At 47.1% G+C, this 26,627-nt stretch carries 26 protein-coding genes; 6 read left to right on the forward strand and 20 right to left on the reverse strand.

Features of this window, described 5'->3' with window-relative positions:
* Positions 1-38 precede the first annotated feature (38 nt).
* Positions 39-2,051, forward strand: a complete 2,013-nt coding sequence (locus tag FD960_RS07705) for a TRAP transporter fused permease subunit (RefSeq protein WP_215298400.1) — start codon at positions 39-41, stop codon at positions 2,049-2,051.
* Positions 2,052-2,144: 93 nt separating this feature from the next.
* On the opposite strand, the gene FD960_RS07710 is transcribed toward FD960_RS07705, so the two are convergent.
* Positions 2,145-3,278, reverse strand: a complete 1,134-nt coding sequence (locus FD960_RS07710; protein ID WP_215298402.1) for a mandelate racemase/muconate lactonizing enzyme family protein — start codon at positions 3,276-3,278, stop codon at positions 2,145-2,147.
* 318 nt (positions 3,279-3,596) lie between these two features.
* Here FD960_RS07710 and FD960_RS07715 point away from each other — a divergent pair, with 318 nt between their 5' ends.
* Complete coding sequence (locus FD960_RS07715) at positions 3,597-5,057, forward strand: M23 family metallopeptidase (RefSeq protein WP_251369771.1); 1,461 nt, start codon at positions 3,597-3,599, stop codon at positions 5,055-5,057.
* Between the two features lie 70 nt (positions 5,058-5,127).
* On the opposite strand, the gene FD960_RS07720 is transcribed toward FD960_RS07715, so the two are convergent.
* Entirely contained in the window at positions 5,128-5,568 is a 441-nt protein-coding gene (locus FD960_RS07720) for a universal stress protein (protein WP_215298404.1), read from the reverse strand.
* Positions 5,569-5,656: 88 nt separating this feature from the next.
* Between FD960_RS07720 and FD960_RS07725 the strand changes: the two genes are divergently transcribed.
* Together FD960_RS07725 and FD960_RS07730 are read left to right on the forward strand one after the other, a co-directional pair.
* Positions 5,657-6,058 (forward strand): DUF2177 family protein, encoded by a 402-nt coding sequence (locus FD960_RS07725; RefSeq protein ID WP_215298406.1) that lies wholly within the window; start codon positions 5,657-5,659, stop codon positions 6,056-6,058.
* A gap of 13 nt (positions 6,059-6,071) precedes the next feature.
* Positions 6,072-7,700, forward strand: a complete 1,629-nt coding sequence (locus FD960_RS07730) for a SulP family inorganic anion transporter (protein ID WP_215298408.1) — start codon at positions 6,072-6,074, stop codon at positions 7,698-7,700.
* A 5-nt stretch (positions 7,701-7,705) separates the two neighbouring features.
* Here FD960_RS07730 and FD960_RS07735 read toward each other — a convergent pair whose 3' ends face one another.
* Positions 7,706-8,437, reverse strand: coding sequence for a sulfite exporter TauE/SafE family protein (locus tag FD960_RS07735; protein ID WP_215298409.1), 732 nt, complete (start codon positions 8,435-8,437; stop codon positions 7,706-7,708).
* An 81-nt stretch (positions 8,438-8,518) separates the two neighbouring features.
* On the opposite strand from FD960_RS07735, the gene FD960_RS07740 reads away from it, so the two are divergent.
* The gene (locus FD960_RS07740; protein WP_215298411.1) at positions 8,519-9,277 is read left to right on the forward strand and encodes a helix-turn-helix domain-containing protein; all 759 of its coding nucleotides are present in this window, start codon (positions 8,519-8,521) and stop codon (positions 9,275-9,277) included.
* Here the strand turns inward: FD960_RS07740 and FD960_RS07745 are convergent.
* The 13 genes from FD960_RS07745 to FD960_RS07805 all read right to left on the reverse strand — a co-directional run bounded on the left by FD960_RS07745 (position 9,274) and on the right by FD960_RS07805 (position 21,647).
* The gene (locus FD960_RS07745; protein ID WP_215298413.1) at positions 9,274-9,534 is read right to left on the reverse strand and encodes a hypothetical protein; all 261 of its coding nucleotides are present in this window, start codon (positions 9,532-9,534) and stop codon (positions 9,274-9,276) included. The two genes, FD960_RS07740 and FD960_RS07745, sit on opposite strands and share 4 nt — an antisense overlap.
* Positions 9,531-9,734, reverse strand: coding sequence for a FixH family protein (locus FD960_RS07750; RefSeq protein ID WP_215298415.1), 204 nt, complete (start codon positions 9,732-9,734; stop codon positions 9,531-9,533). The genes FD960_RS07745 and FD960_RS07750 overlap by 4 nt, the downstream gene beginning before the upstream one ends.
* 30 nt (positions 9,735-9,764) lie before the next feature.
* Positions 9,765-11,222 (reverse strand): cytochrome c oxidase accessory protein CcoG, encoded by a 1,458-nt coding sequence (ccoG, locus tag FD960_RS07755; protein WP_215298417.1) that lies wholly within the window; start codon positions 11,220-11,222, stop codon positions 9,765-9,767.
* A 3-nt stretch (positions 11,223-11,225) separates the two neighbouring features.
* Entirely contained in the window at positions 11,226-12,149 is a 924-nt protein-coding gene (ccoP, locus tag FD960_RS07760) for a cytochrome-c oxidase, cbb3-type subunit III (protein WP_215298419.1), read from the reverse strand.
* Entirely contained in the window at positions 12,146-12,313 is a 168-nt protein-coding gene (locus FD960_RS07765; RefSeq protein WP_215298421.1) for a cbb3-type cytochrome c oxidase subunit 3, read from the reverse strand. Before FD960_RS07765 ends, ccoP begins: the two co-directional genes overlap by 4 nt.
* A 36-nt stretch (positions 12,314-12,349) precedes the next feature.
* Positions 12,350-13,000, reverse strand: a complete 651-nt coding sequence (gene ccoO / locus FD960_RS07770) for a cytochrome-c oxidase, cbb3-type subunit II (protein WP_215298423.1) — start codon at positions 12,998-13,000, stop codon at positions 12,350-12,352.
* Between the two features lie 12 nt (positions 13,001-13,012).
* Complete coding sequence (gene ccoN, locus FD960_RS07775) at positions 13,013-14,452, reverse strand: cytochrome-c oxidase, cbb3-type subunit I (RefSeq protein WP_215298425.1); 1,440 nt, start codon at positions 14,450-14,452, stop codon at positions 13,013-13,015.
* 170 nt (positions 14,453-14,622) lie between these two features.
* Positions 14,623-14,802: a cbb3-type cytochrome oxidase assembly protein CcoS gene (gene ccoS, locus FD960_RS07780; protein ID WP_215298427.1), complete on the reverse strand. Its 180-nt coding sequence runs from the start codon at positions 14,800-14,802 to the stop codon at positions 14,623-14,625.
* A 9-nt stretch (positions 14,803-14,811) separates the two neighbouring features.
* On the reverse strand, positions 14,812-17,250 hold the full coding sequence (locus tag FD960_RS07785) for a heavy metal translocating P-type ATPase (RefSeq protein WP_215298428.1): 2,439 nt from the start codon (positions 17,248-17,250) through the stop codon (positions 14,812-14,814).
* Between the two features lie 6 nt (positions 17,251-17,256).
* Positions 17,257-18,501 (reverse strand): MFS transporter, encoded by a 1,245-nt coding sequence (locus FD960_RS07790; protein ID WP_215298430.1) that lies wholly within the window; start codon positions 18,499-18,501, stop codon positions 17,257-17,259.
* Between the two features lie 49 nt (positions 18,502-18,550).
* Entirely contained in the window at positions 18,551-19,306 is a 756-nt protein-coding gene (locus FD960_RS07795) for a 2OG-Fe dioxygenase family protein (RefSeq protein WP_215298432.1), read from the reverse strand.
* Between the two features lie 35 nt (positions 19,307-19,341).
* Positions 19,342-20,313: a tripartite tricarboxylate transporter substrate binding protein gene (locus tag FD960_RS07800; RefSeq protein ID WP_215298434.1), complete on the reverse strand. Its 972-nt coding sequence runs from the start codon at positions 20,311-20,313 to the stop codon at positions 19,342-19,344.
* A complete protein-coding gene (locus FD960_RS07805; RefSeq protein WP_251369772.1) occupies positions 20,310-21,647 on the reverse strand; it encodes a TAXI family TRAP transporter solute-binding subunit in 1,338 nt (445 codons plus the stop codon). The genes FD960_RS07800 and FD960_RS07805 overlap by 4 nt, the downstream gene beginning before the upstream one ends.
* 92 nt (positions 21,648-21,739) lie before the next feature.
* Here FD960_RS07805 and FD960_RS07810 point away from each other — a divergent pair, with 92 nt between their 5' ends.
* Positions 21,740-22,501, forward strand: a complete 762-nt coding sequence (locus FD960_RS07810; protein ID WP_215298435.1) for an SDR family oxidoreductase — start codon at positions 21,740-21,742, stop codon at positions 22,499-22,501.
* Here the strand turns inward: FD960_RS07810 and ccmI are convergent, their stop codons facing one another.
* From ccmI to FD960_RS07830, 4 genes are read right to left on the reverse strand one after another with little or no spacing between them, the layout of a single operon-like run.
* Positions 22,502-23,692 carry a c-type cytochrome biogenesis protein CcmI gene (gene ccmI / locus FD960_RS07815; protein WP_215298437.1) on the reverse strand — a complete coding sequence of 397 codons (1,191 nt, stop codon included), beginning with the start codon at positions 23,690-23,692 and terminating at the stop codon, positions 22,502-22,504.
* On the reverse strand, positions 23,685-24,185 hold the full coding sequence (locus tag FD960_RS07820; protein WP_371817424.1) for a cytochrome c-type biogenesis protein CcmH: 501 nt from the start codon (positions 24,183-24,185) through the stop codon (positions 23,685-23,687). The genes ccmI and FD960_RS07820 overlap by 8 nt, the downstream gene beginning before the upstream one ends.
* Complete coding sequence (locus FD960_RS07825; RefSeq protein ID WP_215298439.1) at positions 24,182-24,709, reverse strand: DsbE family thiol:disulfide interchange protein; 528 nt, start codon at positions 24,707-24,709, stop codon at positions 24,182-24,184. The genes FD960_RS07820 and FD960_RS07825 overlap by 4 nt, the downstream gene beginning before the upstream one ends.
* On the reverse strand, positions 24,706-26,625 hold the full coding sequence (locus FD960_RS07830) for a heme lyase CcmF/NrfE family subunit (protein WP_215298441.1): 1,920 nt from the start codon (positions 26,623-26,625) through the stop codon (positions 24,706-24,708). The genes FD960_RS07825 and FD960_RS07830 overlap by 4 nt, the downstream gene beginning before the upstream one ends.
* Positions 26,626-26,627 lie beyond the last annotated feature (2 nt).

Consider the following 26,627-nt stretch of genomic DNA (forward strand, 5'->3'; position numbering starts at 1 on the left):
GCACTGTATTTATAAATAAATAAAAAATAGGTAGAGACATGACCCAAGCCGTTATCGATAACGAAACCCAAGAAAAACTAGACGCCTTTATCAAGCAAGAGGAAGGTGATTCAAATGACTACAAAGGTCTTCTAGCCAAATTTATTACCTTGGTGGCGGTAGGCATGTCCCTCTTTCACCTGTATGCAGCCTACTCTATCGTACCAACCCAACAACTGCGCGTTATCCACGTTGCTTTGGTGCTGTTTCTCGTTTTCCTAAGCTTTCCGATTGCGGCACGCTTTAAAAACCGCCTCATGTGGTGGGATGTGCTCTTTGCGATTGGCTCCGTATTTATCGCTTATTACATTTTGAGTGGTGGCGATGATCTATTCGACAGAAATACCGCGCCCAATCCAACCGATGTTCTGGTCGGTATTGGCTTGATACTGCTCATCTTAGAAAGTGTTCGCAGAACAAACGGCATGATTTTGGTGGGAGTAACCACCCTATTCTTGCTATACGCGCTATTCGGCAATTACTTGCCTGCACCATGGACACACAAAGGGTACGACTTAGATCGCTTGGTTGGGTATATGTATATGACCCTAGAGGGCATCTACGGCACTGCAGTAGACGTTTCTGCCACACTCATCATTCTCTTTACGATTTTCGGCGCATTCTTACAATTCACTGGAGCTGGAAAATTCTTCATTGACTTCTCTTTTGCAGCTATGGGTGGCAAGTCCTCTGGGGTAGGCAGAACCATTGTGATGTCCTCCTTCCTGCTTGGCGGTCCATCTGGCTCTGGAGTAGCCACCACCGTTACCGTTGGTTCTGTTGCAGCCCCTATGCTTGATAAAGTCGGCTACGAGAAGAATGCAGCGGGCGGCCTCTTGGCAGCAGGTGGTTTGGGTGCGATTATTTCCCCACCGGTACTTGGTGCCGCAGCATTCTTGATTGCTGACTTTTTAAAGATTTCTTATTTAGATGTGTTGCTGATGGCAACCATCCCAACCATTCTGTTTTACCTTGGCTTGTTTGTCATGGTAGAAATCGACGTCCGTAAGTATGGAATGAAAAACATTCATTTCCAAGCCGCGGAAACTGCTTGGCAATTAACTAAAAAATATTGGTTCCACTTTTTCTCACTGATTTCCATTGTGGTGTTCATGTTGTTCGGGTTCTCGCCAGTGATGTCCGTATTCTGGGCAACCGTGGTATCTGCTCTGTCGAGCATGCTGCGCGAAGACACTGCGATCATTCCTTGGGGCTGGCTTAAGGGTAAAGAACCTATTTTGTCCGGCCTCTACAACTCTAATCTCACCAAAGCTTTAGCTTCAGGCTCAACCGGCGTATTGGCGATTGCGGCAACTTGCGCAGGCGCAGGCTTAATTGTTGGAACCGTGACGCTTACTGGCCTTGGCCTCAAGTTCAGCTCCATTGTGATTCAGTATGCGGGTGGCTCACTTTTGCTAACCGCAATCTTTACTGCATTAGTAGTTTGGGTGGTAGGCCTTGCTGTACCAGTGACAGCCTCATACATTATTTGCGCTGTGATCGCTGCGCCAGCCTTAATCAATTTAGGCGTTCCTGATTTTGCAGCCCATATGTTTATCTTCTATTACGCCGTGCTTTCAGAGGTATCTCCTCCGACAGCGTTATCACCCTTTGCTGCTGCGGCGATTTGTAAAGGCAACCCCTACAAAACTACCTTACAGACCTGGAAATACGTTGCGCCGGCAATTTTGGTGCCATTCATGTTTGTACTGGATAAGTCTGGCGTAAGTTTATTGCTCATGGGCTCTACATCCGCATTAGAGCAAGCCGATTGGATGCAGATTACCTGGGTTTCATTTACAGCAGTAGTTGGCATCATCTGCTTGGCCGGCGGCCTGCAAGGTTGGTTTATTGAGAAAACCAAAACCTTTGAGCGCATCATCATGGTGATCTCTGGAGTTGCCCTGGCATATCCAGCACTTGAAGCGGATATTGTGGGCTTTTTAGGCTTTGGCTTGGTGTTGGTAACTCAATCCATTACCCACTTCAAACTCAATCCTCGATCAAGTTAGGATGCCGTTGGAGTGATTCAACAATAAAAAAATCCCGCACATGAGGCGGGATTTTTTATTTCTTACTGCACTGAAAAGAGCCAATCAAGCGGATTAAGAAATCTTCGTCCAAGCCGCTTTACCAGCATATTTCTTCACAGCAGCCTCATCAAACTCAAATCCGAGGCCTGGGGTTTTATGCAGAATCAAATCGCCGTTCTTAAACGTCAATTGCTTATTAATCAGCCTCCGAAAATTGAGCACTTGATCATCTAGGAAAAATTCAACGAAACGGGCATTCGGCGTTGCAGCCACCAAAGGCGCATGCAAATCATGCATCCAATGTGGGCAAACAGTAACCCCTTTCAAGTCTGCATAAGCCGAGATCCTGCGCCACTCAGTAATGCCGCCACAAACAGCAGCATCAGATTGCAAAATAGCCGCGCCACCAGCATCGATTAACTCTCTAAAACGCCAACGGCCAGCTTCCATTTCACCGGTGGCTACATTGATTTTTGTCTGGCGCGCTAATGCAGCATGCAGGTCGATCGCATCTGGTGAGAACGGCTCCTCAATCCAGTAAGGGTTATATGCCTCGAAACGACGAATGTACTCAAGCGCCGTTGGCAAGTCGCGCCAAGCATTATTTGCATCCAAGGTTAATAAAACATCCTCACCTACTGCCTTACGAGCGGCCTTGACGCGTGCTTCCTCCTCCCGCGGGGATAGGCGTCCTACTTTCATTTTGACCGCCTTAAAGCCCTGTTTAACGTAGGACTCCATCTCTTTACCTAGCTTAGCGGGGGTCTTCCCTTCCAAGTAATAACCACCACTCGCATATGCCGGCACGCGATCATCCACTACTGAACCCAAGTAATGATGCAAAGGCAATTTAGCGACTCGCGCATTCAAATCCCATAACGCGGTATCCAAGATAGAGATGCCTCGCATGACTGCTCCAGAGCGACCCTGCAGAATGGACTCGTTATACATATCCATCCAGAGGCCTTCACTGCGGTGACTGTTTTGCCCTATGAGTTTTGGTGCAAGTAATTGCTCGACGGCGATCTTAGCGATATCGCCACCAGCGCTACCAACATAACAAAATCCAATGCCCTCGTTACCATCTTTACCGCGGACTTTAACCAAGCAATAGTGACGCTCGGAAACTGTACGAGTAGAAAATGAGGTGACCTTATCCAGAGGGACTGCAACCGCTGCAACTGATACTGACTCAATGATGGGCATAAGAGCTCCTGTATGCAAAAAATTATTGTAGCCACAATTCTGATTGTGCGATGCCACTTAAACAAGGAACAATGAAGTAGTGATGAATGTACTGAGCCAATCATTTTGTCGGGATCCACAAGCAACATCACCGTCACCAGTACAGTAGAGATATAGATCTAGCCAAGCCCATCCAAAAAAATCCTCTGTAGAGAGGGTAAGCCCCAAAAAGGCGTCCGAATTATCAAAAACATCACCGGAATTCAACTAAATTGCAATTGTTGCGCCACAGCACTCGCCTTATCTAATTTTGCTGCCGCAATATTGGATAATTAGCCCGTGAAGAAAAATGTCAGTCATTTACCCGGATTCTTAAAAGCAGCCCTCAAAGTGCTTGCCATTGCCTTTGTGGGGCTCGTTCAATTGCCTGGGATCGAGCTCGGCTCTAGCGCATTCGCGCAATCGTCAAACCAAGCCAGCAAATCCAATAGAACCGCACAAACCAAACAAAAGGCGACACAAGGCAACAAACAGGCAGGCGTGCAGTTTAAAGAGAGGTATGCAAATAAAAGCGCTAACAGCATGAGCTTAAATCCGGAACTGTTTAAGCGCATCGAAGGTGAATACAGCAATGATGGCGCCGCCAATCTAGACTATCGCATTCAGCGCGGCTGCCTACGTCGCAGCTTTAATGAAGAGAATCTGCCCGCGAATATTGGGGTAAATGACCGTAGCCTCAATGAGTTTTTTAAAGCGCAGACCAAGGGCTTCTTTGATCGTATACGCGGTAACTGTATTCCCTATGCCCTAGCTTTGGGAAGTCGCAATCGCTTTGAGTCCCTCAGCATCATGAACGGTCCACTACAAGATTCCAAAACTGAAATATGGACTTTTACGCCGTCAGCAGCGGGCAACTTCCTAATCCAGCAAGACTACCTAAAAGACGAGTCTAAGCGTTTTACTGAAATTCAACTCCCGCTCAGCGACGTTCTCTACGACCCTAAAAAAGTCGGTGACAAATTACCAGTAGAACTTATCTGGGAATTGAATTCTGTCATCAAGCAAATTTACCCCGAAGAAAATACTGCCCTGGAAAACACCAACAGCGTGGTGCGCCTGATTGTTGATTTTGGAGATAAAGAGCATTGGGCGCAGATCTGGGCTGCTGAGATTATCGACCCCACTTCGCAGGAAGTATTTTCCAGTGCATTTTGGATTGAGCGTAACGATATTCCAGGAGGTTTTTATACAGCCAACGGTGAATCGATTGAGCGTACCTTCTGGACCAACCCCCTTAGCTACCGACGCATCTCACGTGGCGTAGGCAGTGTTCGAGCATCCAGCAAAAAAGCAGCGCCCGCAAAGAAGGGTTCTGCCCCCACAGCCGCACCAAAACAACGCTACCGCGCCCATATGGGAATTGATTATGCAGCGCCAATTGGCACTCCAATATTTAGCGTTGCCACTGGAAAAGTAGTCCATCTTGGATATAGCGGCGCCTTTGGCAATCTGATTATTCTGGAGCACCCCGGTAATTATCGGACTTACTATGCCCACCTTAGCAATTACAACGTAGAGCTAGAAGTGGGGAACGAAGTGCGCCGTGGATTGGAGATTGGTTATGTAGGTTCTACCGGCAGATCTACTGGCCCGCACCTGCATTTTGAATTAAGAAAAGATGGCATCTATGTTGATCCATACAGCGCTAAAACACAACTCGATCTGTGGAATATGCGCGACAGCGATAGCGGGCTACTCACGAGAGAAATTCTTTTACTCGGAACACCTATTAAGAATTAAAAAAGCAAATAAAGTTCTACAAACAATAAAGGGATCCACTGGACCCCTTTATTGTTAAGGTTTTGAAAACTTAACCAAGAACCAACACTGGTAACTTGGAATGCACAATCACTTCATGCGTTTCGCTACCTAGCAAAACACTCTTGAGACCAGTGCGCTTATGTGATGCCATCACGATCACATCGGCCTTAGCCTTCTTAGCGCCATCCAAGATACCTTCAGATAAGGTTCCATTGGAAATATGAATTGTTTTTGCTTTGATGGAAGCGCCCAATGCAGTGGCAGCCTTTTTAAACACATCAGCAGCATATGCATCGCATGCTTTCTTATGATCCTTTTGGGAGATACCATAACCCATAGTGCTATCGGAATACACCATCGGAGGCATAGGATCAGAGACATAAACCAGGGTAACAGCCGCTCCATCAGCTTTAGCAAGCTCAGCAACCTTCTTTAAAGACTTTTTACTAACATCTGAACCGTCGACTGGGACTAATAAATGTTTAAACATATTGACTCCTGTTAAATTGAACCTGAATAGCTTTCATTCCATCATAATGCTTATTATTCACCTATAAAAGCATAAAAAGGAAACTTAATTGCTCAAGTACTTGGCGGTGTATTGCTCCTTTCTTCTGTCATTAGTCATCATTGATTTAATTTGGCTATTGGGCATCGCCAAGAATCTATATCGCGATGACATGGGCTCCCTCATGGCAAGCGAGCCAAAACTCTTGGCCGGGCTTAGTTTTTATCTGTTTTATGCGCTAGGAACTACGATTTTCGTGATCCTACCAGCCATCTCTAAGCAGTCCTGGATTTATGCAGTGCAATATGGCGCCTTATTTGGCTTCTTTTGCTACATGACCTACGACCTCACCAATCTAGCGGTGATTCGCGATTTTCCAACTCGCCTAGCTTTCATTGATATCGCATGGGGCAGTAGCGTTACCGCCCTTGCTGCTGGGATTGCCTACTGGATTGGCAATAGAGTAGCTTAAGAGCCCTCGTCATATGCATCTTTTCCACCCTAAGCTATTTGATTCCCTAAAGGGCTATAACGGCTCCTTATTTACCAAAGATGTCCTAGCCGGCATTACCGTCGGCATCGTCGCGCTCCCCCTTGCCATGGCGTTTGCTATTGCTAGTGGACTGAAGCCTGAAGCGGGAATCTTTACCGCCATCATCGCAGGTGGGCTCATCTCTCTGCTTGGCGGCAGTCGCGTGCAAATTGGCGGCCCAGCCGGGGCCTTTATTGTCATCGTGTATGGGATTGTCGACCGCTATGGCGTAGCCAATCTACTCTTAGCTACCGCCATGTCGGGAGTATTTTTATTGCTAATGGGCGCACTGAGACTTGGAACATTAATTCGCTTTATTCCAGTTGCCGTCATCATTGGCTTCACCAACGGCATTGCAGTGCTCATCGGACTTTCTCAAATCAAGGAATTCTTTGGTTTGCAGATTTCTAAAATGCCCGCTGAATTTTTTCAAGCTATACAAACCCTCTATGCGGCTGCAGACACCATCAATCCTATGGCCCTAATGCTCTCTATAGGCAGTCTCGCATTGCTCATTATCTGGAGAGGACTACAAAAACACTTGGGTCATTTCAGCCAAATACCCGGCACCGTCATTGCCATGGGCGCAGCTACCATCATCACCAGCGTGTTCAATCTACCGGTAGACACGATCGGTAGTCGCTTTGGCGGCATTCCAGCCGGCCTCCCGAGCTTTGAATGGATTCCCATCAGCTGGAGCACCGCTCAATTTGTGATTGCGCCGGCCATTACCCTGGCGCTATTGGGCGCTATTGAATCACTCCTGTGCGCACGCATTGCCGATGGCCTCATCCATGATCGTCATGATTCCAATCAAGAGCTCATGGCGCAAGGCATAGCAAATCTCGTCAGCCCGTTTTTTGGCGGCATGCCAGCAACTGGCACTATCGCTAGAACTGTGACCAATATTCAAAGCGGTGGAACTACGCCGATCGCCGGATTGATTCACTCAGTCACATTGCTCATCATTATTCTATTTGGTGCGCCACTTGCAAAAAATATTCCTCTTGCCAGCCTAGCGGCCATCCTCATGTTTGTCGCTTGGAATATGGGCGAGTGGAAAAAGTTTTTAGACCTCAAACAATTTCGGATGCCTTATCGTATTACGATGCTGAGTGTTTTCATTCTGACAATCGTGCTTGACCTCACGGTAGCCATCCAGGTGGGATTACTACTGGCATTCATTACCTTCATCTACAGAATTTCCAGCCTGTCGCGCTACGAGTCTGCAAATCCAAATGACTTTCCTGACCTACTACATCAAGAAGGAAAAATTGCCGCCTTTCGCATCTATGGCGCCATCTTTTTTGGAGCCGTAAAGCTGCTAGAAAAGATTGAAACTGAGTTGCCATCCCAAACGCTGCTGCTCGATTTTAAGAATGTGATCTATATCGATGTATCTGGCATAGATGCCATACTAGAGCTTGAACAAACCTGCAAATCCAAGGGAGTCGAGCTGATTATTTGTGGCTTAGCGCATCAACCTTATGAGATGGCGCTTCGCGGCGACCTGCTTAAACGACTGCCGAGTGATTGTGTTTGTACCGATCTACAGCAAGGGCTTGCAGCTGCGATTCGCTAAATTTTTTAGCCAATACAAAAGCCGCCTTTTAGTAAGGCTTCAGGCAAATACCAGGCGCGATAAAGACCAAAAATTCCCGCCGAAAATAGCAGTCCAGCCGCAATGTAGCGAACCCAGACATACTGACCAAATTGTGTCAAAGCTGCAGAAAATGTAGAGATCAACAAAAGATTGGGTAAGGTACCCAATCCAAACGCCAACATCAGCGCCGCACCAGTCCAAACATCGCCGGACAGAAAAGCGAGAGGCAAGACACTGTATACCAAACCGCAGGGCACCAAACCCCACAGCATGCCGCTAAACCAGCGGGAGGAGCGTCCAGTAAAACGCCCTAAGTATTTTGCCCAATATGCGGCCACACGCGAACCAAACCATTTACCAAAAGCACTAGAACTCTTGCCTCCTTGACGCAATATGCGCACCCCCATTGCCAATAAAATCAGCGATGTCAGAGCAAAGAGTGGGCGCTGAATGGGAACCATGTTTTGCTGCCAAACGACTGCGCCAGCCCAAGCAGCGCAAGCCCCAAGCAAGACGTATGTCGTCAAGCGACCTAAGTGCATGATTAATTGAAGATAAAACCGTTGTACCTTGCTCTGAGCGGGAATGATAGGAATCGTTTTGACCTCTCCCTGATGCTCGATCGCAGCTGCAATTCCACCGCACATCAGGGCACAATGCCACCCGCTGACCAAGGCGCCCAAAAAGATCGCCAATAGAAGGCTAGCAGTTAACATCTACCCATTACCCGCAGTAGGAAATATAAAAAAATTGCGCATATCCTAGTAGAATAAACTGGTCTGATAACTTGATCCAATATGAATTACACCAGCTCGGATGCCCCTAGTAGCAAATGCTCAGTATGTGTACTGGGTCAGTTTTGCTTGCCAGTAGGCATCAGCTCAAGCGATATCGCCAAGATTGACACCCTCGTTAAAGAGCGGGTCCACCTACAAAAGGGGGAAAGCCTCTATCGGCATGGCGAACTCCTGAATGCGGTTTATAGCGTTCGCTTTGGAACCTTCAAAACAGAATACTGCCTTGAAGATGGACGCCAACAAGTGATCGGCTTTCATCTGCCCGGAGAAATTCTGGGTCTCGATGGCATTGGCGATGGTCACTACCAGTCGGATGCTATCGCCCTGGAAGAGAGTGAAGTGTGCATCATTCGCTATGAAGCCTTTGAAGATTTAGCACGCCAGATTCCAGTACTTCAACAACAGTTTCATCGCATCCTGAGTCGTGAGCTTACTCAGGATCAACGTCACCTACTATCACTTGGAAGTTTGCGCGCGGAAGAGCGTTTAGCGGCTTTCTTGCTCAATCTTTCTCAACGACTTGCCGCTCGAGGTTATCTCAACAATGAATTTGATTTACGAATGAGTCGCGTAGAGATTGGTAGCTACTTAGGGATTCAAATTGAAACCGTTAGTCGCATGCTTTCTCGCTTTGCAGAGTCAGGCTTGATTCAAATTAAACAGCGGCACATTAAGCTCATCGATATGGATGGGCTCTATGAATTAGCCAGCATTCCCAATCCAGACCGCACCGTTCAGATCAAGTCCGCAGGCGCTTAAATCAAGCCACGATCAGGGCTTTTTCCGCCCTCTGAATCGATCCCAGGAAGAATGTAAGCAGTCAAAGCGCTCGAGAATGAGCAAAAGATCCAGATTACAAAAAATCCAATGGTGTAGATACCCTCATCGGAAATATTGGGGTGATACCCAAAGAATAATAGTTCAGCTGGATGCACAATACTGAATAGCAAACCTTCGGCCAAAATAGAGACCAGAAAAGATGGCCATATGATCCAAATGAATAGACGGTACTTCATTTGCGATCCTGCTCTACTTTAAGTTGCTCCACCTTCAGTCCACGCTTCACCACGCCATCACGCACTGGTTTATCGGCATATAGATTAACGGCAAGATAAATAGTGATCATGCAGCCAATCGCAGCAATTGCCGGCCCACTGATTAGCAACCATGGCCACATTTGTTTAAACCACGGTTTGTTTGCTGATTGCTCTGACATATTCATCCTCTTCATCATTCACTATAAAGCTTAGCGGGGAATAATAAAACTCGATTTTTCATCGCGCGTTCTGTTGGTGGGTTTATCACCCGACATCTCCTGCGCGGACACATCAAAATGAATTGGATAATTTCCAGGTTCATTTGCGCCAATAGTAGTACTTACTTTGATCGGCAACAACTGATTGCTAGCAGGTGCCACTTCAATTTCAGTAATTTCTTTGCCTTGAGAATTCAAAATCCTGAGATCGCTTAAGCCAACCGCCTTCACATGAACCTTCATCGGACTCTCAGATGCATTCATGATTTGAATACGATAGATATTCTCAATACGCTCGCCATCCACCTCGCGAGCTAAGGCACCACGATCACGCATCACATCCACGCGCAATGGATTGCGGGTGGCTAGCGAGACTAAGAAAGCGGTCGTCAGCACTGTAATAAACGCGGCATAGATTAAAACGCGTGGGCGCAAGATATGACGAATTGCGCTTTGATTGGACTCTTTGTCTTCAATGGCACGCTCGGTGGTGTAGCGAATCAAGCCCTTTGGATAATCCACTTTCTCCATCACCTGGTCACAGGCATCAATGCAGGCACCGCAGCCAATGCACATATATTGCAAGCCATCTCGAATATCAATTCCGGTTGGGCAAACTTGTACGCAAATACTGCAATCAACACAATCACCCAAACCCAAACTAGCATGGTCAGCAGACTTACTGCGACTACCCCTAGGCTCACCACGAATTCTGTCGTAGGTAACTAGAAAAGTATCTTTATCTACCATCACACTTTGGAAGCGTGCATATGGACACATGTACTTGCATACCTGTTCACGCATGAAACCAGCATTACCCCAAGTAGCAAAACTATAGAAACATAGCCAGAAGGTTTGCCAAGGGCCAAGTGATAAATGCAGGATGGCTGCGCTTAAAGTTTCAATCGGAGTGAAGTAGCCAATGAAAGTAAAGCCAGTCCAAAAGGCAATTAAAAGCCATAAGAAATGCTTGGTAATTTTGAGGCGCCACTTGCGAATACCCCATGGCCACTCTTCCCCATCCAAACGAATACGTGCAAATCGGTCGCCCTCGACCTTGCGCTCGATCCACATAAAGATCTCGGTATAGACCGTTTGCGGGCAAGCGTAGCCACAAAATAAACGACCGGCAATCGCAGTGAATAAGAAAAGCGCTAAAGCAGAGAGTATCAATAGAAGCGTGAGATAAATCACATCCTGGGGCCATAAAACCAGACCAAAGATATAGAACTTACGCTGAATTAAATCAAAGAGTACCGCCTGACGGCCATTCCAGCTAACCCAAGGAAGGCCGTAGAACAGCAATTGAGTAGCAAACACCAAGATAAAACGCCAGCGAGCAAAGAGACCGCTAACTGAGCGCGGGTAAATCTTTCGCCGGACCTCGTAGAGAGATTCCTCGATGACATCTATAGGGATAGGTTTCCCAACCGGCGAATGATCTGACACTAATTATTGAGCTTGAGCTGGTTTATTGTTAGATAGGCCCCAAACATAGGCAGTTAACAGATGAATCTTCTCAGGACTAAGCACTTTGTCTTGAGCAGGCATCATTGCCATGCGACCTTTAGTGACTGTTTCAACAATTGTTGCTTCTGAGCTGCCATATAACCAAGTTTTATCAGTCAAATTGGGTGCGCCCAATGCAATATTGCCTTTGCCGTCAGCACCGTGACAGGCCGCACAATTCGCTTTAAATACTTCAGCACCACGGGCCGCTTTTAAGTCATCTGCTGGCAAACCTGAGAGACTGCGAACATAGTTGGCAACATCAACAATTTGCTTGCTATCTAATTGTGGGAATGGAGGCATAACACCGCCACGGCCATTGGTAATAGTAGCTTTGATATTTTCTGGTGAACCGCCATAGAGCCAGTCACCGTCAGTCAAATTCGGGAAGCCTTTAGAGCCACCAGCATCTGAACCGTGACATTGAGCGCAGGAGTTCAAGAACAAGCGTTGACCCATTTCACGCGCTTTTGGATCTGCCGCAACTTGCTCAATATCCATCTTCACGTATTTAGCGTAAACCGGTTTTAACTCATCATTGGCGTTTGTCATGGAATTCATGAGTGCGCCATCTGTGCTGTAACCCAAGATGCCTGGATAAGAACCCAAACCAGGATACAGAGCCAAGTACACCAAAGCAAAGATGCATGACAGCAAGAACATCCACATCCACCAACGTGGCAATGGATTATTCAACTCACGAAGATCACCATCCCATACATGACCAGTGTCTGCAACCGCGCCATCGGCCGTGTGCACTACCTTAGCCTTGCGTTGCGAAAACAGTAGCCAGATACACCAAACGATGCCGACTAATGAAACGAGTGCGATGTAGTTACTCCAACCGCTGCTAAAAAAATCACTCATGATTTGTCCTTACTAAATTCATCTGGAAGATCAAACGGAAGCTCGGCTGACTCCTCATTAGCAGACTGCCGACTTGGAGACCAAGCCCACCAAACAATCCCAACAAAAAAGATCAGTCCAATGACTGTTGAAAAAGCGGAGAGATAAGGTGTGATCAGTTCCATTTGATTTCTATCGTTTTAATTAATAACCCTTGGCGATTACTTTGCTACCACTTCATCAACAGTGATGTAGCGACGCGAAATACCCAAACCTTGAAGGTAAGCAACTAAAGCATCCATCTCCGTTTTACCTTCTAATTCCTTGGGAGCATTCGCAATATCTTCATCCGTATAAGGAACTCCGAGACGACGCATCGCAACCATATGAGACTGAATAGAAGAAGCATCTGCAGCATTCTTCTGCAACCAAGGATATCCAGGCATATTGGACTCAGGAACTACATCACGCGGATTGTTCAGGTGAATCTGATGCCAAGCGTCAGAGTAGCGACCACCAACACGAGCCAAATCTGGACCGGTACGCTTACTACCCCAAAGGAATGGATGATCAAATACTGACTCACCAGCTAAAGAGTAAGGGCCATAACGCTCAACCTCAGAGCGCAGAGTACGGATCTGCTGAGAATGGCAACCAACACAACCCTCACGCTGATAGATGTCACGGCCAGCCAATCGCAACGCTGTATAGGGCACAACGCCCGGGCTTGGCTCCGTAGTCGTGTGCTGAAAGAACAGCGGAACAATTTGAACCAAACCAGCAATGGAAACTACTACGATGGTGGCAATAATTAGCCAGCCAACGTTCTTCTCAAGCGTTCCATGGGAAAAGAATTTATTTTCACTAGACATTTTCTTCTCCTCTTAGTGATTGTTATTTGCCAAAGGAATTGGCGCATTAATAAAGGTTTTACCTTGCACTGTCTTGAAGACGTTGTAGGCCATCAAGAACATACCGCCCAAGTAGCACAGGCCACCTAATAAACGAATCACATAGAAGGGATAGGTTGCCTTAACCGACTCGACAAAGCTATAAGTCAAGGTACCGTCTGGCTCGAAAGCCCTCCACATCAATCCTTGCATCACTCCGGCAATCCACATCGCGGCGATGTAAATCACTACACCGACAGTTGCAATCCAAAAATGCACCTCGATCAAGCGAGTGCTGTACATATCCTTTTGACCAACTAAACGTGGAATCAGGTAGTACAAGGAACCAATCGTGATCATGGCAACCCAACCGAGAGCCCCTGAATGTACGTGGCCAATTGTCCAGTCTGTGTAATGAGACAAGCTATTCACAGTCTTAATAGACATCATGGAGCCCTCAAAGGTAGACATGCCGTAGAAAGACAAGGCTACTACCAAGAATTTCAGAATCGGATCACGGCGTAATTTGAACCAAGCGCCAGACAAGGTCATGATGCCGTTGATCATGCCGCCCCAAGATGGCGCCAGCAAAATGAGAGAGAACACCATGCCCAAGGACTGGGTCCAATCTGGCAATGATGTGTGTTGTAAATGATGAGGACCCGCCCACATATAAGTAAAGTTCAAGGCCCAGAAGTGGACAATAGACAAGCGATATGAATAGATTGGACGCTCCGCTTGCTTAGGAATGAAGTAGTACATCATGCCCAAGAAGCTGGTGGTCAGGAAGAAGCCAACGGCATTGTGACCATACCACCACTGCACCATTGCATCTTGTACACCAGCATATGCAGAATAGGATTTCCACAAGCTTGCTGGCATCTCTAGGTTGTTAAAGATATGCAGAATTGCAATTGTGAGGATGTAGGCGCCGAAGAACCAGTTTGAAACATAAATATGTTTTGTTTTGCGCTTCATGATTGTTCCGAAGAACACCACTGCGTATGCGACCCAAACCAATGTGATCAAGATATCGATTGGCCACTCTAACTCCGCATATTCTTTGGAAGTGGAAATGCCGAGTGGCAAGGTTACGGCAGCTAAGACAATGACAGCTTGCCAACCCCAGAATGTGAATGCCGCTAACTTGTCACAAAAAAGTCTCGCCTGGCATGTGCGCTGCACGATGTAATAAGACGTTGCAAACAATGCAGAGCCGCCAAAGGCAAAAATCACTGCATTGGTGTGCAAAGGACGCAAGCGACCATAGCTCAACCAAGGAATGTTAAAAGTGATTTCAGGCCAGATAAGCTGCGCGGCGAGAATAACCCCCACGAGCATGCCCACAATTCCCCAAAGCACCGTAACGATGGCAAATTGGCTGACAACCTTGTAATTGAAGGTATCTTGATTGTTCCCCACGGTAAGTCCCATGGTTTCTCCTTTTTTGTGACCAAACAGCGACATAATCCAAATAGACTGAATCCATTATCAAAGTAAGGCCCAGCGAGCGTTTTGATCTATATCAAAAAGGATGGGGGCATTTGTAGCTTTTTAGCAGCGCTCACAACCCGTCAGTTCGTCCATATTCCTGAAAAATATGGCTATTTTTGATAGTGATCACTAATTTTTTTGGATTTTGGGGTGTCATCATCCATCAATATTGCCTCCCCGGGCCCCTCTAAATCATCAAATTGACCCGCTTTAACAGACCAATAGAAAATCCAGGCCAAAAGGCCAACCAGAAGCAAAGATATGGGAATAAGGAGAAATAGGCTTTCCATCCCTACAGTCTAGGCCTTTCTCAGGCGCCAAGCATTCAATGTGACCGCTAATGAGGAAAGCGACATCCCAATGCCTGCAATCCAAGGATTCACCCAACCCATCATTGCTGCCGGGATCGCCAGTAGGTTATAAATCAGCGCCCAAATCAGGTTTTCCTTAATGATGAGCTGAGTCTTATCTGCCAATAACAATGCTTTAGCCAGTGGCGCCAATGAGCTCGCAGTCAAAATCGCATCCGCACCCGCGGTTGCAAGAGGTGCCCCAGCTCCAACCGCAATAGACACATCGGCACGAGCTAATAAAGGGGCATCATTGATGCCATCGCCAATCGCCCATACAAATCGACCTTCTTTTTGAAGGCGCTCTATGTAGTTGTACTTTTCTTCGGGGGAGCAACCACCTCTAAAGCTAGCAATCCCCACGGTATTTGCCCACCAAGCAACAGTGACTGGATCATCGCCAGAAACTAAATGCACGGCAATCTTCCGCGAGTGCGCTGCATTCAATAACTTTTCTAAACCATCTCTTGGAGTATCTAAGAAAATAAAGCTCGCAATTAAACCTTTGTCATCGGCCAGATGAACTTGACCATACTGCCCCTCACGAACATCATGCTGGGCACCCACCCAGCTTGCGCTTCCTAATTTATATATCCCAGAGTGCAAACCCTTTCCCAAAAGGTTTTCAATGGGATGCTCTAGCGACGTCAATTGCAAATTTCCTACTTTGGCGGCACGCAACAAAGACAAGGCGAGTGGATGCTTTTGCCCCGCCTCCATTGATGCTGCCAGAATCAATGCTTCTTCACGAGAAAATGCTTTGCGCGCAATCACGATATCTTTTAGCTCTGGCTGACCCATCGTCAGAGTGCCAGTTTTATCTAATACCAAATCCGTCGCCTTGACTAAGCCGCCTAACACGTGACCACGGACAATCAGTAAGCCCAATTTAGTTACAGCACCTTGTGCAGCTGCCATCGCGGTAGGAACAGCTAGTGATAAAGCGCAAGGACAGCTAGCCACCAATACAGATACCAGAACAGTCCAAGCCTTACTGGGATCAACATAAAGCCAAATTGCTGAGGAAAGAAATGCGCTCAGCAATAAAAATCCAACAAAATAAGCAGCCCACTTCTCAGCGAGACTCACCATCAACGGTTTTGCTTGTAAAGCTTGATCTAATAGAGAGGCGATGCCAGCGATCCGTGTAGATTGACCAACCGCATCGATTCTCATCAGCAATGGATTGAGAATATTGTGCGTACCCGCATAGAGACGATCGCCTATTTTTTTATCAACCGGTTTTGATTCGCCAGTAAGTAAGGATTCATCTACAGCGCTTTCGATCTCAATCAATACACCGTCTGCAGGAATGACATCTCCTGGCGATACGCGCAAAATTTCTCCAGGACTACAATTGACCACTGGAACAATTTCAACTTGCTGTGATGAGGGGTAATTCAGCAGCCGTTCGCAAGTTGTGGGCAATTGTTTTGCCAATGCCTCCGCACCGCCTTGTGCATCCTGTCTAGCCAATAACTCGATGTAGCGCGCCGCCAAAATAAATGCGACGAACATCGTGATCGAATCAAAGTAACCATGTCCAGAACCCGTTGCTAGGTTAACTGTCCCCGCAAAAAAGGCGAGAGCCAAAGCAAGCGCAATCGGCACATCCATGCCGAGCATATGTGTTTTGCGAAACGACACCACGCTGCGCCATGCAGCCTGAAAAATGGGCCCAGCAGAATAAATCATTACCGGCACAGTTAAAGCCCAACTCGTCCAACCCAAGAGTAGGTCGTACTCGGCAGTAATGTCGCTATCGCCAACATACGAAGGCCACGCATACATCATGACCTGCATCATGCCCAACATAGCAACGCCAAGTCTGGTGAGTAATTGACGACGCTCTTTCTTTGAGCGCTCGAGAGACAGAGAGGGCTCAAAAGGCCATGCCTCATACCCAATACGCTCTACTTCATACAGCAAGCGAGCTAAGCTAGTTTGCTCGGGAGAAAACTCTGCTTTCAGCTTTTGACTGACATAGTTAATCTGCACATCTTTGACACCTGGAATTTTTCGTAGATGCTGTTCACATAACCATACGCATGCTGCGCACCGAATTTTTTCAAGGCGCAAAGTGGTTTCTAAATCACCATCAGCGCCGCTGGGACGTGTATAGCGACCGCGCAATGATGGGTCATCATATGGTTTAAGCGCCTCAGGGATTTCATTAGAAACAAGATAGGCAGCAGGCTTATCACTTGACTGCGCCCGACGCGCATAAAACACCTCAAGACCTTCGCCATGGATAGTTTGCGCAATAGCCATACAACCTGCGCAACAAAATTTTCTAGATTCTTCGCCCAACTCAAGCTCATAAGAATCGCCTGGCAGGATAAAACTACCGCAGTGATAACAGCTATTGCTCGCTGAAAGTGAACTCATGAATAACTATGGATTTCTTTTGAGCGCTTTGTTGGCCCATCCACTGCGGCGCTCATAAAGCACGAAGAGCACACCCCAAATCACGACGGATGCATAGGCCCAAACCCAGGAAGCTTGCGTAGCGCGTGAGCCAGTCAAGTCGAGGACTAGGCCAAAAATAGCAGGGCCTAATAAGCCCCCTCCAAAACCCATTAAAGAATGTAGACCCATCGCTGCACCCTTGATATTTTCTTGGGCACTCATCACCAAACCTGCAGTCAAAGTAGCGGAATCAGCCATGATGAAGATGGTGTGCCCGATTGCCAAAGCAATAATCACCCACCAAGACTGCCCCGTCGACAAAGCTAAAGTAACGCCAAAGATCGCGCTGGTAATCATGACAAAACAAATCCAGTTTTGTCGCCCCACTTTTAGGGCAATTTCATTTCCCAGAATCGACGATGGCACCCCAAAGAAATTAATTACCCCAGCCAAGGTTGTGGCAGTCAGGAGAAAAGGTTCACCTGAAACGAGCGCGCACAAGCCAAAAAACGCGACGATCCAACTACGTGAAGCAAATAATTCAATCGAATGGGTGGTGTAGCCAAAAATAAATCCAGAGGCCGTCTTGTCTTGCAACACTAACCGCCATTTATCCACAGGGAAAATATCGCGCAAGCGGATTTGAATTGGGCCATGCCACTTTTCGTGATCTAACTTCGGAATAAACAGCAAGACGATTAAGAACGCGGTGAATGGGCCAAGCGCGATAACACTAAAAACATAACGCCACCCCATAGCACTTAATAACCAGCCTGAACATAAGTAAGAGAAACCCGTACCAATACCAAAAAAGGCTGTGTAAAAAGCAATATGCCGAGTTAACTCACCAGTTTTAATTCGATCGGAAAGAATCTTTAAGCCTGGCATGTAGGTACCAGCCAGGCCGGCACCATTTAAGGCCATAAAAAATAGAGCGGACCAGAAATTAAATGCAAAGAGCCCCATTCCCAGCAAACCACAGGTAGCGGAAAGACCGCCGATAAGGTAAACCTTTTTCGCATCAACCCGATCTGTTAAGGCGGTTGCTAGCGGAACCATCAACATGTAACCGAAGAAAAAAGCGCTCGCAATTAAGCCGGATTGAAGATTGCTGAGATGCCACTCATCCTGCAGAGTAGTTAAGACCACGGCATAGCAAGCAAACCCGAGCAAGGCGCAGGTTTGCGCCATTAGCATGAGAGGCGTGTAGCCGGTAGGTTTCAAGCGCATAGGAACTTAGCAAATTTGATAGGCCATTCTACTCGCCCACGACAAAGATTTACTGCTGACTGCGAGTTGGCGAATCCTGAAATCCATTAGATCGATAGGTGAGAACAAGAGTATCTCGATGACCGTGAGAGCCCATTGGCTGAATGGGGGTCGACTCATGAATCATGCGCTCATCATTCATGAGTAACAAAGACCAGGGCTCCGTTAAAGTAAATCTCAAGCCAGCGGATCCACCCGCTTCAAAGATACGCGTTTCGCCACCCTTAATGCCCTCCCTACTCAGCATAAATACAGCAACAAAATCCACGCCATCCCGATGCGCGCCCTCAGGGGTTGGTCGACCAATGCCATCAGTCGTATCAATCCTAAACTGGTGCGCCTCAACAAACCATTGATTGACGGGCTTAATGCTATTTAGTAGGTGCGCGATACCTAGTAAAAGGGATTGCCAGGCAGAGCTCCCAGTCAACCCCGCCTGTGATGGCTCAAACCAACGCTCAATACCACCGTGCAGCGCGTTATAGTCAACCGACTGCCAATGCGCACGATGCGGCACCAAGGTAAGCGCATCCCCCTTGATTTCATAACTAGCGTGACGTCGAAACCGATATCGACCGCCATCCTTCAAATAAGGATCACGCGGCAAGCCTTCCCAGAACTGCGTGAGATTCATTAACACAGACAGAGGAATCTTTGCAATACTCGCAACATCTTCCGCCGAAACAATAGCAAAACCATTTACCCGCAATGACTGAGGCACCTCTTTAACAGGAGTCAGCGGCGGCGATAGCGTGGTAAGGGTCATAGGGTTCTGATGGTAGTGATGAAATAACTCAGTAATTAATCTAATTGTGCGCCCGATGCTTTCACAATCTTCGCCCACTTGCTTAATTCATCTTTTAATAAGGCGCTTAGTTTTGCGGGTGGGACGGGGCTGAGATCCAAGCCCTGAGCATTGAGCTTCTCTCTCACCTCTGGGCGAGCAAGTACTTTACCCATCGCTATTTGAATTTTTTTAGCGGCATCTGAGTTGACATCACTTGGAGCAAAAAGAGCAACCCAGACCTCACCCACACAATCAGGATAGGTTTCAGCAATCGTAGGAATTTCTGGCGCAGCGCTAGAGCGCTTAGCAGAGCTAATGGCGATAGCCTGAAGCTTACCCGCCTTAATGTAATTGAGTGCGGAAGGAAGGCTTGCAAAAGCCAGGGGGACCTGACCACCTAAAACATCATTAATAGCAGGTGCCACCCCTTTATAAGGAATATGTTGCATCTCTATACCCGCACTGGTATTGAGCATTGCTCCCAGCAAATGACTAATGGTTCCATTACCAGCAGACGCATAAGATAGCTCACCAGGACGCTTCTTAGCAGCAGACACCACATCCGCCAATGTTTTATATGGTGATCCAGGGGGCGACACTAAAACATATGGCGTGGCGCCAATGTAATACAGCGGAACAAAATCATTGATCGGATCAAAACCAGGATTTTTGTATAAAGAGGGGTTAATTGCCTGCGCGCTATTAATCGTTAACAACAAGGTATAGCCGTCCTTCGCTGAGCGCGCAACACTTTGCGTTCCAATATTGCCACCAGCGCCCGGCCTGTTTTCAACCACCACAGAAGTTCCTAGGGCATCGCCAAACGCCGGGGCAATTAATCTAGCAACAATATCGTTAGTTCCACCAGCGGCTTGAGGGACAACTAAAGAGACTGATCGAGAAGGGTAAGACTGCGCGAAAGCCGCCAAGGAAAATATTCCGGCGCTGATCAACAGCGAAAGCTTGGCCAAAGTGTTATTTTTCATTTTTTCTCACGATACAGGGAGTCTAGTCTCCCACGAGTCTCACCCACATGACCCTTTAAATCATACAACTCTTTGGCATCTAACATCGAGACCTGAATATTACCTACCCTTCTCTCAATATCAGCGAGATCCCTCAGATTTACTTCTTTAAGATCAGGATTGCTTGCATTCTTCTCAATCACCTTCAGTTCTTCATACACTCGAGATAACTTGAGGCGTAGATAGAGATTCTTGGCGGCGGGGATATACGTAAACAAGGGAATCAGTATCACCAATAGCGGGATCACAATCTTGGCAAAACGGCCAATCCACACCGCAGTCCAGAAAGGGAGATGCCTGTGCAGCAAGGAGGGTCCATCCTTTAAGTAGATCTCGGCATCCACATGCAAAGGAAAATCCAATCCGGAGCCAGATGGGAACTCTCCTGGTTTTTGTAAATAAGAATACGATTTCAAAATATCGTACGTATCGCCAAGTAGCAGCGTTACTAGCGCTGGACTAACATCATCTTTACCCACTAAGGTTGCCGTAACTGCTAGCACCTGTATGTCCTGCCTAGGAAGATCATAGGCAATACTCATCACGCCACGAGGAATATTGACTTTAGAAAGATAGGGAAGGTGATGCACATACGCATCAGCTTGCTCAAAACTCATTAAGCGAATATTTTGAGTCTCATAGAATTTCTTCAAAATCGGCGCCTCTGGAGAGCTGACTAAAAAAATCGCATCCAACTCACCATTCTTAAATTTCTCTAAGGCTTGGTCTGGCTTTAACTTTTCGGCACGAAAGGAATCCTCACCCAAACCACTTACTCTCAATAACTCATTAGCCAAGGCAAGTGTTCCACTGCCTTCATTACCAATAGAGACGCGCTTACCCTTAAGTTGGCTTAATAAATTTAATCGACCGCCATCGGCCTTGAATGACGATTCTTTGTACCAAACCCAAACGGGTTCATAAAACACCCCAGCAATAGAAACGAGATTGGGGTACTTTGATATGTCGGCCACACCGCCCTGCACCATCGCAAAATCTACGCCAGAATTTGGATCTTCCAGTAAAGCGAGGTTGTCCCTAGTGCCGCCAGTGGCTCTTAACTTCAGCGATACACCTTCATCAGACAACTGAGCTTGAAGCTTCTCACCAAACTTATGGTAAAGGCCAGTTGGGAAGCCAGTTGCCAACTCGATGGATCGCGGAGGGGGTGGAACCAAAATCCACAAAACAGCGAAAAGCATTGCAACTAAAACGAGAATAGCTACACCGATTGCCAAAGGGTTGTAGAGATTTTTGCGCAGGAAGTCCATATCAGCTCTTTTCTTTTTTGCCATTATGCCCCGAGCCGAATAATAGGCAAAAGAATGGATTCTTAGCAAATAATTCGAGATAAGATGATGCTTTCAAAAGACTAAATCCCCAAATCATGACCTCATCCCCCATCAAAGTCGCTTTAGTAACTGGAGCAGGAACAGGCATCGGCAAAGCCGCAGCTAAGGCCCTCCTCCATGGTGGCTTCAAGGTAGTGCTTACCGGTAGAAATCTAGACAAATTAACGGCTGCTATTCAAGCAATTGGTGGAAATGATCAAAACTGTCTACCCGTTAGATGTGATGTGGGTAAGCCAGAGGAGGTAAAGTGCTTATTTGCAGAAATCAAAGGTCACTTTGGGCGAATTGATGTGCTCTTTAATAATGCTGGGATGGGAGCACCTGCGATTCCCATGGAAGACTTAAGTTACGAGCAATGGATGAATGTAGTAAACGCTAATCTCTGCGGCGCCTTCCTTTGCTCCCAAGAGGCTATTCGAATGATGAAAGCCCAATCTCCTCAGGGTGGCAGAATCATTAACAACGGTTCAATTTCCGCCTATGCGCCTCGGCCCATGACTGCGCCATATACAGCAACGAAACATGCGATTACCGGCTTAACCAAATCGATCGCCTTGGATGGCCGCCCTTTTAATATTGCTTGCGGGCAAATTGATATCGGCAACGCAGGAACTGAGATGACGATTCCAATGGCCGCAGGCATCATACAGGCAGATGGCTCCAATAAAGCCGAGCCACTGATGGATGTAGACCATGTCGGTCAAGCAGTCCTGCAGATGGCTCAACTACCCCTAGAGAGCAATATTCTCTCGATGACCATCATGGCAACCAAGATGCCATTTGTTGGGCGCGGTTAATTAGGGTCTGACTTGATTAATTAGTAAACGAACCTTGCCAGAGCCTACCTTGATGGTTTGAGGTGCGGAAACAAGATCTCCGGCTTCTGGCATAGCCATGCCCGACTTCGAGACGCGCACCTCCACCGACACTTCAGGCAGTTGAGATAACAAAGCATTGGGGTTCATTGCCAAAGCATCATCCAAAACGAAGTTCATTGGAAAAGCGGTAACCGGGGTTTTTAGGACTGCTACCGGCATGCGCTCACCCGGCTTACGTGCGATCACCATCAAGATATCGCCTGATTTGACTTTCGCCTTCAATTCCGGAGCAATATCAATCTGGCCGCTAACACTCTGATTGCTCATAACAGGAGCTGAAGCAGCGGGAAGTCCGCCCTTAGAGCGAGCCTCAGAAATTGATGTGGCAATGGCTCGAGACTCATCCGAATCAGCGGGCAATTGTTTAGCTAAGCGCTCCCAAGACTGCACGGCAGCTTTGTAGTTTTGCGCATTAAATGATGCTGTTCCAGACAGCCAAAGAGCGAGCAAATTATCCGGATCCATAGCAAGCGCTTTATTAATCAGCTGCAGCGGCTTGCCAGCAAAACTACCATTCGCATTGCTTGCCAATACATCGGCATAATCAGCCAATAACTGTGGGTCTGACTCTACAAAGGATCCGGCTCTTGCATATGCCTTTTCCGCCTCAGCATTGCGCCCTAAAATTCGATAGGAGCGCGCCAACATTGCCCAGCCCTTCAAATTGTCAGGTTCTTTTTCCATCTTGGCAGCAAACTCAGCTACCATTTTCTCAACAGACTCTTGAGTCATTGGCTTTTCAGAACGCTTCTCAGCAACCCGGGATGCGCCACCAAGAACAAAATACATTCCAATAGACAGGACCACTACAAAGATACAGATTCCAAGCATCGTCTTTTTAGGCGACCCCATGACTGACAAATCATCAGCCTCATCGGTATCCTGGAATAGGCGTTGGCGCATTTCAGCGTGAGCCTGCTCATAACTTGCATCATCCACCAACCCAGACAATCGATCTGCCTCGAGCTTATCCAACTCCTCTCGATAGATCGCTGCATTCATTTGACGACGTGAGGTAGCTGATTCCGAATTAGGGAAGAAGAATGGGCGCAGCAGTAACACTAAGACCAGAATCAATAAGAGAAATACTGGAATCAGAAAACTAGTCATGTCTACTTTCAGTTACGTCCGACGATGCATCTTTTAATAACGTATCAATACGGCGATTTTCTTCATCAGATAATGTGGCGCTAGGAACGATTTGATTCCTGCGGCGCAGGTAGGCCATCAAACCAATGATGCCAGCCAATAAAATAACAAATGGGCCAAGCCATAACAACCAAGTAATCGGCTTAACGGGCGGTCGATACAACACAAAATCGCCATAGCGCTCCACCATGAAGCTACGAATTTGATCGTCCGTCCTTCCTTCTTTGATCAGATTGCGAATTTCTCTACGCAAATCATTTGCTAGATCCGAGCGTGAGCCCGCGAGAGATTCGTTTTGACAAACTAGACAACGCATTTCTTCCGAAATGATGATCAAACGCTGCTCAGTCAACGGATCATCAGCCAACGGCGCAGCATCCTTGGCCAAAGCAAAGTTCAGCGCGCACATAGCCGACAAAAGAAACAGGAAAGAAAGGGTGGCCCGCTTCATCATTTTTTCAACTCAGTCAAAAGAGGAATGATCTTCTGATTCAAAATTTCTATGGTCACCGGGCCAATATGTTTAAAGCGAATAATGCCCGCCTTATCAATCACATAAGTCTCAGGAACTCCGTAGACACCATAATCGATACCAACTCGACCATTGGCATCAAAAGCCGAAAGAACATAAGGATTTCCTTGGCGCGACAACATCGCCAAGGCATCTTCACGCTTATCTTTGTAATCCAGACCAATAATGGGCGCTACCTGCAATTTTCCAAGCTCGAGCAAAACAGGATGCTCTTCACGGCAAGCAACACACCAAGATGCCCAAACATTCAATACCCAAGGTTGGCCCTTCAAACTCTCAGGAGAAAAAGTCTTTGCAGGGTCAGCCAATTGGGGCAATGTAAATGCAGGCGCCGCTTTTCCTATTAAGGGGGACGGCACCTCATGCGGATCACGATTTAAACCTACAGCCAAAAACCCGATCAAAATTACAAATAGGAATAGTGGGATTAAAAACTTGGCCTTCATGCGATCGACTTCCGTAACTTCATACGATAGCGCTTATCAGACATTGCCAAAACACCACCGAGCGCCATGAATAAACAACCGCCCCAGATCCAATCCACAAAAGGCTTGTAATAGACCCTGACGGCCCACGAATGATCTTCTAACTCTTCGCCCAAGGAAACATAGATATCACGGGTTAAGCCAACATCAATTGCCGCCTCGGTCATTGGCATCGTTGAAGAGAAATAGCTACGCTTTTCCGGATACAGGGTTGCAACTAACTGACCATTACGACTAAGCAAGAAAGTGCCTTGCATTGCTTTGTAGTTCGGTCCTGGAACAGCACCAACGCTCTGCAACTGAATTTGATAACCGCCAACGCTGACACTTTCACCAGCCAGCATCCGGACATCTTTTTCCTCTTGATAGGCGCCCACCATCGTGACGCCAATCACGAATATCGCAATCCCCAGATGTGCAAGCTGCATGCCGATAAATGAGCGCGTGGGCTTGCCTGCTTTTGTTTGACGAATAATCTGCAGGACGCCTGATGCCATCACCCAAAAAGCCAATAGAAAACCAAGACTTCCCAACCAGGTAAATTCGCCCATGACTATTGGAATCAGGACTGCTGCAATCACCGCCACTACCGCAGCAACCCACAAGCGCTTAATAACATCCACAAGATTTGAATTTTTCCAACTGGTCCAAGGTCCAATGCCCATCAGCACCAATAATGGAATCATGATGGGAACAAAGACGCTATTAAAGTAAGGAGGGCCTACCGATATTTTTCCTAAATGCAATGCATCGATCAATAAGGGATACAGAGTTCCTAGCAACACAGATGCTGCGGAAACCACCAAGAAAACATTTCCCAACAAGATGAATGTTTCTCGTGATGTCAGACTGAATTTTCCGCCCAGCGAACTTTTAGGGGCGCGCCATGCATACAGCGTTAAAGATGAGCCAACAACTAAGGCTAGGAATATCAAAATAAAGATGCCGCGCTTTGGGTCCGTCGCAAATGCATGAACCGATGTCAACACTCCCGAGCGCACCAAAAAAGTTCCCAAAAGAGAAAGTGAAAACGCGGTGATTGCTAAGAGAACAGTCCAACTCTTAAAACCGCCCCGCTTTTCTGTAACTGCCAAAGAATGCAATAAAGCAGTGCCGACCAGCCAAGGAATAAAAGACGCATTCTCTACCGGATCCCAGAACCACCAACCGCCCCAACCCAATTCGTAATATGCCCACCAAGATCCAAGTGCAATTCCAAGCGTCAAAAAGACCCACGCGGCAGTTGTCCAAGGACGAGACCAGCGCGCCCAAGCAGCATCTAACCTACCCGATAACAAGGAAGCAATAGCAAATGCAAATGCGACTGAGAAGCCCACGTAACCCATGTACAACATAGGTGGATGAAATACGAGCCCAGGATCTTGAAGCAGTGGATTCAAAGAGCGCCCATCTTGCGCAGCAGGCAATAATCGTTCAAAGGGATTTGAGGTCGTTAGGACAAATAGCAGCAGGCCAGTAGTCACCAACCCCAATACCCCAATCACGCGCGCCACCATAAATTCATCCAAAGACTTGGAGAGCTGAGAAACTAAAAAGGTCCAAGTGGATAACAAGAAAATCCATAGCAATAAGGAGCCCTCGTGACCACCCCATACCGCGCCCAAACGATATATGACTGGAAGCTGAGAGTTGGAATGCTCTGCCACATACAGGACAGAAAAATCATTCACATAAAAACTCCAAGCCAGAATGGCAAAAGAAAGTGCCAGCAATAAGAACATGGTTTGCGCTGCCGGTCTTGCCAACAAAATCCATTCCCGACGTCCCCGATGAGCGCCCATCAAAGGTAGCGCCCCTTGAATGATGGCAACACATAAAGCCAAAATTAATGCATAGTGCCCAAACTCAGGAATCATTA

Origin of the sequence: Polynucleobacter sp. AP-Nino-20-G2 (assembly GCF_018688235.1) — a bacterium.
Classification (GTDB): domain Bacteria; phylum Pseudomonadota; class Gammaproteobacteria; order Burkholderiales; family Burkholderiaceae; genus Polynucleobacter.